The sequence below is a fragment of the Citrobacter sp. wls757 genome (genome assembly GCF_005280935.1).
In the GTDB taxonomy this organism is placed as follows: Bacteria; Pseudomonadota; Gammaproteobacteria; order Enterobacterales; family Enterobacteriaceae; genus Citrobacter; species Citrobacter portucalensis.
In genome coordinates this window covers 1-6,360 of the sequence record NZ_SZWU01000036.1, presented here as the reverse complement: position 1 = coordinate 6,360, position 6,360 = coordinate 1, and the positions used below count along the sequence as shown (strand labels likewise).

Here is a 6,360-nt window from a genome sequence, read left to right as displayed (position 1 = left end):
CCTGGGACTCCCAGGCGGTATGCGGCTTATTGCGCAAGCTTCTGTAGCTCATCCTTCGAAAGGCCGGTCATTTCCATAATCGCGTCGGTATCAAGACCTCGCTTGAGCATCGCTTTTGCTACATCAGTAAGGGCAATGCGCCTCCCTTCTTCACGGCCTATCTGCTTTAGTTGATCCGCCATTGTCATCAGTTTTTCTCCATGCTGCGGCACCCGCTGTGCCAGCTTATACAATAATGTCTGAACATCTTGTGTATTCCCTGCTTGCACCATGTAGTTTACCAGCACGGTTATTTGTTGTCCGCTCATCTTCTCCAGCATAAACAGGCGGGTAAGTTTATCCAGCAACTGCGCCATGTCGCGCTGGCGAATGTGTTTTTGTACTAATGTCAGCGCTGCCATACTGCGATGCTGCATGATCTCATCATCTGGAATAACCGTCACATCCACCAACGGAAATGGTGTGCTGTAAAGTTGAAGGGCGGTTCCAGAATCCTCAAAGTGATCCAGCCAGTTCATTGAGCCTTGCCATGGGCTTTGCTTGCCATGGTAAAAGAGCACTGGAATAACCAGCGGCAGAGTGTCGTTTCCAGCCTCAAGATGACGCTGCATCGCTGCGATAGCGTAGCGCATCAGGCGAAATGACATGTGCTTATCCGGTGAGCTTTGATGCTCAATGAGCACATGTACATAGCCATGTCCGCTGGTGGTTTCCAGTGAGTAGAGAATATCGCTGAAATAGGGGCGCAGATCGTCCTCCACAAAACTGCCTGATTCCAGACGGAGCGTTTCCAGTTTGCATATTTTGATTAACGAGGGAGGAAGATGAAGTTCGATAAAGTCCCGCGCGGTTTCCACGCGGGAGAGGAAGGTTTTAAATACTGCGTCATGTGGTGTTGTTACTTCCGCCATCGTTAATCATCCGTGAGTGGTGAATATGGCAGCATTCTGGCATTAGCAATCAACGTCTAACAGTACAGGATAAAAGGCTTTTCTCCCTTTGCGGCGAAGTACGAAAAGCCATGTTCAGAGGCTCTTACAGATAGCATTTCTTTGCGAGTGCCGTTCCATTTGCTAGGCATGCCTTGCCGATGCCAGCAGGGCGCCTATCAGCATAAATAGCGAACCAAACACTTTGTTGAGCGCCTTCATTTGCTTTGGCCCTTTAATCCAGCCAGCAATGCGCGTGGCCAACGTCGCGTAACCGATCATCACAATGATATCGACCACGATGGTTGTGACGCCAAGCACCACGTACTGCATCAACTGCGGTTCTTGCGGCAGGATAAACTGCGGGAACAGAGCGGCAAGGAAAACTATGCTCTTAGGATTGGTCAGATTAACAAAGACCGCGCGTTTGAACAGCCGGCTGCGCGATTGCGTATTCGCCATGGTATTCAGATCGATAGCACCCGCCGCCCGCCATTGTTGAATACCCAGCCAAATCAGATAGGCCGCTCCCGCCCACTTCAGCACCTCAAATGCGATCACCGAACGTGAAAATAGCGTTCCCAGTCCTACGCCAACCAGAACGATATGAATACCCAACCCGGTCTGCAAACCCGCAATCGACGCGCTGGCACCGCGATATCCGTGGCTGATGGCGGTGGTCATGGTATTGATTGCGCCAGAGCCTGGGGACAAGCTCAAAATAATAGAGGTCAGCAGGTAGGCGAACCACCATTCAAAGGTCATGAGAAACTCCCGGATTGTCTATTTTTATGCCACAATACGCTACTGCCGTTAGGTTGTGTCAGTGACGGCGAAAAAAACGATTTTACTTGGTCAGCGAGGCTGGATACCCGATGTTTCAGCAGCAAAAAGACTGGGAAACAAGAGAAAACGCGTTTGCTGCTTTTTCCATGGGGCCACTGACAGATTTCTGGCGTCAGCGGGAAGAAGCGGAATTTACGGGCGTGGATGATATTCCCGTACATTTTGTTCGTTTTCATGCAGAAAAAAACGATCGCGTCATCGTCGTCTGTCCTGGACGCATTGAAAGTTACGTGAAATACGCTGAACTGGCGTATGACCTGTTTCATTCTGGTTTTGACGTTCTCATTATCGATCACCGTGGCCAGGGGCGTTCCGGGCGTATGCTTTCGGATCCGCATCGCGGTCATGTCGATAACTTTAATGATTATGTCGACGATCTAACCGCCTTCTGGCAGCAGGAAGTGCTACCCGGCCCGTGGAGAAAACGCTATATCCTGGCGCATTCAATGGGCGGGGCGATTGCCACGTTATTCCTGCAACGCCACCCGAATCAGTGTGATGCCATCGCGCTTTGCGCACCGATGTTTGGTATTGTGATGCGCTTTCCCGACTGGATGGTGCGCCATATACTGGACTGGGCCGAAGGGCATCCGCGGATCCGCGAAGGCTATGCGATGGGAACCGGGCGCTGGCGGGCGCTGCCGTTCGGTATGAATGCGTTAACCCATAGTCGACAACGCTATCGGCGCAATCTACGCTTTTATGCTGATGAGCCGCGGTTGCGCGTTGGCGGTCCCACCTATCACTGGGTACGTGAAGGGATTCTGGCAGGCGAACAGGTTTTGGCTGGCGCCGGAGATGATGCGACGCCGACGCTGCTGATTCAGGCTGAGGAAGAGCGTGTGGTAGATAACCGCATGCACGATCGTTTTTGTGAACTCCGCGCCGCAGCGGGCCATCCTGTAGAAGGGGGGCAGCCGCTTGTCATCAAAGGCGCGTACCATGAGATCCTTTTTGAAAAGGACGCCATGCGCTCAGTCGCGCTTAACGCTATTGTCGAATTTTTCGACAAGCATAACTCATCCAGCGGAACCCGCTTTGCCTAGAGGTTGAATTTTCTTATGTATCAGGTTGTTGCGTCTGATTTAGACGGTACGCTGCTTTCTCCCGACCATACTCTGTCCCCTTATGCCAAAGAGACGCTGAAGTTATTGACCGCTCGCGGCGTTAACTTCGTGTTTGCGACTGGCCGTCATCATGTTGATGTGGGGCAAATTCGCGATAACCTCGGCATTAAAACCTACATGATCACGTCCAACGGCGCGCGCGTGCATGATTCTGACGGGAATCTGGTGTTTTCCCATAACCTAGATCGCGATATTGCCAGCGACCTGTTTGGCGTAGTGAATGCAAACCCGGACATCGTGACCAACGTATATCGTGATGATGAGTGGTTTATGAATCGCCATCGTCCGGACGAAATGCGTTTCTTCAAAGAAGCGGTGTTTAACTATTCACTGTTTGAACCTGCATTACTGGAGCCTGAGGGCGTCAGCAAAGTGTTCTTCACCACCGACTCTCACGAAAGGCTACTGCCGCTGGAGCAGGCGATTAACGCCCGCTGGGGCGATCGCGTCAACGTCAGCTTCTCTACGCTTACCTGTCTGGAAGTCATGGCTGGCGGCGTATCGAAAGGTCATGCGCTGGAAGCGGTAGCAAAAGCGATGGGCTACAGCCTGAAAGACTGCATCGCCTTTGGCGACGGGATGAACGATGCGGAAATGCTCTCCATGGCAGGTAAAGGCTGCATCATGGGCAACGCCCACCAGCGCCTGAAGGATCTGCACCCGGAACTGGAAGTCATTGGTCTTAATGCCGACGATGCCGTGCCACACTATCTGCGTGAACTGTTTTTGCAGTAACCTTCTGTTCATTAGTTGACCAGTTGTCAACTAAAAACTTCGCTACAATGGGTGTACCTTTTGTTAAGAGACATCCATTGTGGCGTTACTCATCATTACCACAATTCTGTGGGCCTTTTCCTTTAGCCTGTTTGGCGAGTACCTTGCCGGTCATGTCGATAGCTATTTTGCGGTGCTGGTGCGCGTTGGGCTGGCGGCGCTGGTGTTCCTGCCGTTTCTACGTACTCGTGGGCACAGCGTAAAAACGATCGGGCTGTATATGCTGGTGGGTGCCATGCAGCTTGGCATTATGTACATGCTGAGTTTTCACGCCTATCTGTACCTGACGGTTTCAGAACTGCTGCTCTTTACCGTGCTGACGCCGCTCTACATTACGCTGATTTATGATCTGATGAGCGGGCGTCGTCTGCGCTGGAGTTACGCCTTTAGTGCGTTACTGGCGGTGATTGGCGCGGGGATCATTCGTTACGATCAGGTGACCAGCCACTTCTGGACCGGTCTGCTGTTGGTGCAGTTGTCCAATATCAGCTTTGCCATTGGTATGGTGGGCTATAAACGTCTGATGGAGACGCGGCCAATGCCGCAGCACAACGCCTTTGCCTGGTTTTATATGGGCGCCTTTATGGTGGCTGTCGTGGCCTGGTTCATGCTGGGCAATGCGCAGAAAATGCCTGCAACCACGCTACAGTGGGGAATTCTGGTCTTTCTTGGCGTGGCGGCGTCCGGCATTGGTTACTTTATGTGGAACTACGGCGCGACCCAGGTGGATGCGGGCACGCTGGGCATCATGAACAATATGCATGTCCCTGCCGGACTGCTGGTTAACCTTGCTATCTGGCATCAACAACCTCACTGGCCAAGCTTCATCATTGGTGCGGCTGTGATAGTGGCTTCACTGTGGGTACATCGAAAGTGGGTCGTTCCGCACTCCGTACAAACGGCAGGTGATCGCAGGCGTGATTCCGCGCTGAGCGAATAAACGCTTCTGTGACCGGCTGTCGCTGCTCGCCATCACGCACGGCGGCGTACAGTCGGCTCCACAATCCATCACCCAGGGTTTTGGTCACTACCAGGCCCTGGCGTTCAAAACTCTCCACCACCCAGTGCGGTAATGCCGCGATACCCATTCTGGCTGCAACCATCTGAATCAGCAGCAAGGTGTTATCCACGCTTTTCAGCGACGGACTAACACCTGCAGGCTGCAGAAAATGCCGCCATACATCCAGTCGACTCCGCTGTACCGGGTAAATCAGCAGCGTCTCGCTGGCCAAATCTTCCGGTGTGATTTGTGTTTTGCTGGCCAACGGATGGTCAGGTGCCAGTACCAGGCGGACTTCAAAATCAAACATCGGTGAGTAGTGCAATCCGCTGCGCGGCAGGATGTCGGAGGTTAACACCAGATCCAGCTCATCCTGCTGTAGCGCTGGTTGCGGATCGAACGTCACGCCGGATTTAAAGTCCATCTCCACCTGCGGCCAGTTGGCACGAAAATTCTCCAGCGCGGGCGTCAGCCATTGAATACAACTGTGACATTCAATCGCAATTCGCAGCCGGGTTTGCTGCGGTTCGTTGCAGGCCTGCAGCGCACGACCAATTTGCGGCAACACCTGATTGGCTAACTGCAGCAGGATTTCTCCCTGCGGCGTAAAGCGCAGAGGCTGGCTTTTACGGATAAAAAGTCGAAAGCCAAGGCGCTGCTCCAGATCGCTGAACTGGTGAGAAAGGGCGGATTGGGTCTGATGCAACGTCGCCGCTGCGGCTGCCAGAGAACCACTATTCCGCAACGCCTGGAGCGTTTTCAGGTGTTTAATCTCGATCATGAAAGTCCTTCACTTCGGCATGAACAAATTGCGCTTGAGGAATATACAGTAACCGCCAATTATGGATGTGTAAACATCTGGACGGCTAAAATCCTTCGTCTTTTAAATTTATGGTGCGTTGGCTTCGTTTCCCCACCCCAGTCACTTACTTCAGTAAGCTCCTGGGGATGAGTAAACTTGCCGCCTTCCCTAAATTAAAAATCCATAGGATTTACATATAATTAGAGGAAGAAAAATGACAATATTGAATCACACCCTCGGTTTCCCTCGCGTTGGCCTGCGTCGCGAGTTGAAGAAAGCGCAAGAAAGCTACTGGGCGGGAAATTCTTCCCGTGAAGATTTGCTGACCGTTGGCCGCGAGCTGCGTGCCCGCCACTGGGATCAGCAGAAGCAGGCGGGTGTTGACCTGCTGCCGGTGGGTGATTTTGCCTGGTACGATCACGTGCTGACTACTAGCCTGCTGCTCGGCAACGTTCCGGCTCGCCATCAAAATAAAGACGGCTCGGTCGATATCGATACCTTATTCCGCATTGGCCGTGGCCGCGCACCAACGGGTGAACCCGCGGCGGCGGCAGAAATGACCAAATGGTTTAACACCAACTATCACTACATGGTGCCAGAGTTCACTAAAGGTCAGCAGTTCAAACTGACCTGGACCCAACTGCTGGATGAAGTAGACGAAGCGCTGGCGCTCGGCCACAAGGTGAAACCTGTGCTATTAGGGCCGGTAACTTACCTGTGGCTGGGGAAAGTGAAAGGCGAACAGTTTGACCGCCTGAGCCTGTTGAACGACATTCTGCCGGTTTACCAGCAGGTGCTGGGCGAGCTGGCGAAACGCGGTATTGAGTGGGTGCAGATTGACGAACCCGCGCTGGTACTGGAGCTGCCGCAAGCGTGGCTGGA

The 6,360-nt window shown here is 52.9% G+C and carries 6 protein-coding genes and 1 pseudogene; 4 read left to right on the top strand and 3 right to left on the bottom strand.

Annotated features, from left to right (window positions below; all coding sequences use genetic code 11):
• Positions 1-26: 26 nt before the first annotated feature.
• Positions 27-911, bottom strand: a complete 885-nt coding sequence (locus FDW94_RS10035; RefSeq protein WP_008787090.1) for an Rpn family recombination-promoting nuclease/putative transposase — start codon at positions 909-911, stop codon at positions 27-29.
• Between the two features lie 162 nt (positions 912-1,073).
• Positions 1,074-1,694: a homoserine/homoserine lactone efflux protein gene (gene rhtB, locus FDW94_RS10030; RefSeq protein ID WP_003828938.1), complete on the bottom strand. Its 621-nt coding sequence runs from the start codon at positions 1,692-1,694 to the stop codon at positions 1,074-1,076.
• 110 nt (positions 1,695-1,804) lie between these two features.
• Here rhtB and pldB point away from each other — a divergent pair, with 110 nt between their 5' ends.
• From pldB to FDW94_RS10015, 3 genes are all read left to right on the top strand, one after another.
• The gene (gene pldB / locus FDW94_RS10025; RefSeq protein ID WP_003017911.1) at positions 1,805-2,821 is read left to right on the top strand and encodes a lysophospholipase L2; all 1,017 of its coding nucleotides are present in this window, start codon (positions 1,805-1,807) and stop codon (positions 2,819-2,821) included.
• Positions 2,822-2,836: 15 nt separating this feature from the next.
• Positions 2,837-3,637 carry a sugar/pyridoxal phosphate phosphatase YigL gene (gene yigL, locus FDW94_RS10020; protein ID WP_008787091.1) on the top strand — a complete coding sequence of 267 codons (801 nt, stop codon included), beginning with the start codon at positions 2,837-2,839 and terminating at the stop codon, positions 3,635-3,637.
• A 79-nt stretch (positions 3,638-3,716) separates the two neighbouring features.
• Positions 3,717-4,616 (top strand): carboxylate/amino acid/amine transporter, encoded by a 900-nt coding sequence (locus FDW94_RS10015; protein ID WP_003828930.1) that lies wholly within the window; start codon positions 3,717-3,719, stop codon positions 4,614-4,616.
• On the opposite strand, the gene metR is transcribed toward FDW94_RS10015, so the two are convergent.
• Positions 4,504-5,457, bottom strand: a complete 954-nt coding sequence (gene metR, locus FDW94_RS10010) for an HTH-type transcriptional regulator MetR (protein ID WP_003017908.1) — start codon at positions 5,455-5,457, stop codon at positions 4,504-4,506. The genes FDW94_RS10015 and metR overlap by 113 nt on opposite strands.
• A gap of 235 nt (positions 5,458-5,692) precedes the next feature.
• Between metR and FDW94_RS10005 the strand changes: the two are divergent.
• Positions 5,693-6,360, top strand: a pseudogene (locus tag FDW94_RS10005) (5-methyltetrahydropteroyltriglutamate--homocysteine S-methyltransferase); the annotation flags it as partial.

Coding starts and splice junctions, on each gene's coding strand:
- metR (WP_003017908.1), bottom strand. CDS start 5,457: ATGATCGAGATTAAACACCTGAAAACGCTCCAGGCGTTGCGGAATAGT.
- rhtB (WP_003828938.1), bottom strand. CDS start 1,694: ATGACCTTTGAATGGTGGTTCGCCTACCTGCTGACCTCTATTATTTTG.
- FDW94_RS10035 (WP_008787090.1), bottom strand. CDS start 911: ATGGCGGAAGTAACAACACCACATGACGCAGTATTTAAAACCTTCCTC.
- pldB (WP_003017911.1), top strand. CDS start 1,805: ATGTTTCAGCAGCAAAAAGACTGGGAAACAAGAGAAAACGCGTTTGCT.
- yigL (WP_008787091.1), top strand. CDS start 2,837: ATGTATCAGGTTGTTGCGTCTGATTTAGACGGTACGCTGCTTTCTCCC.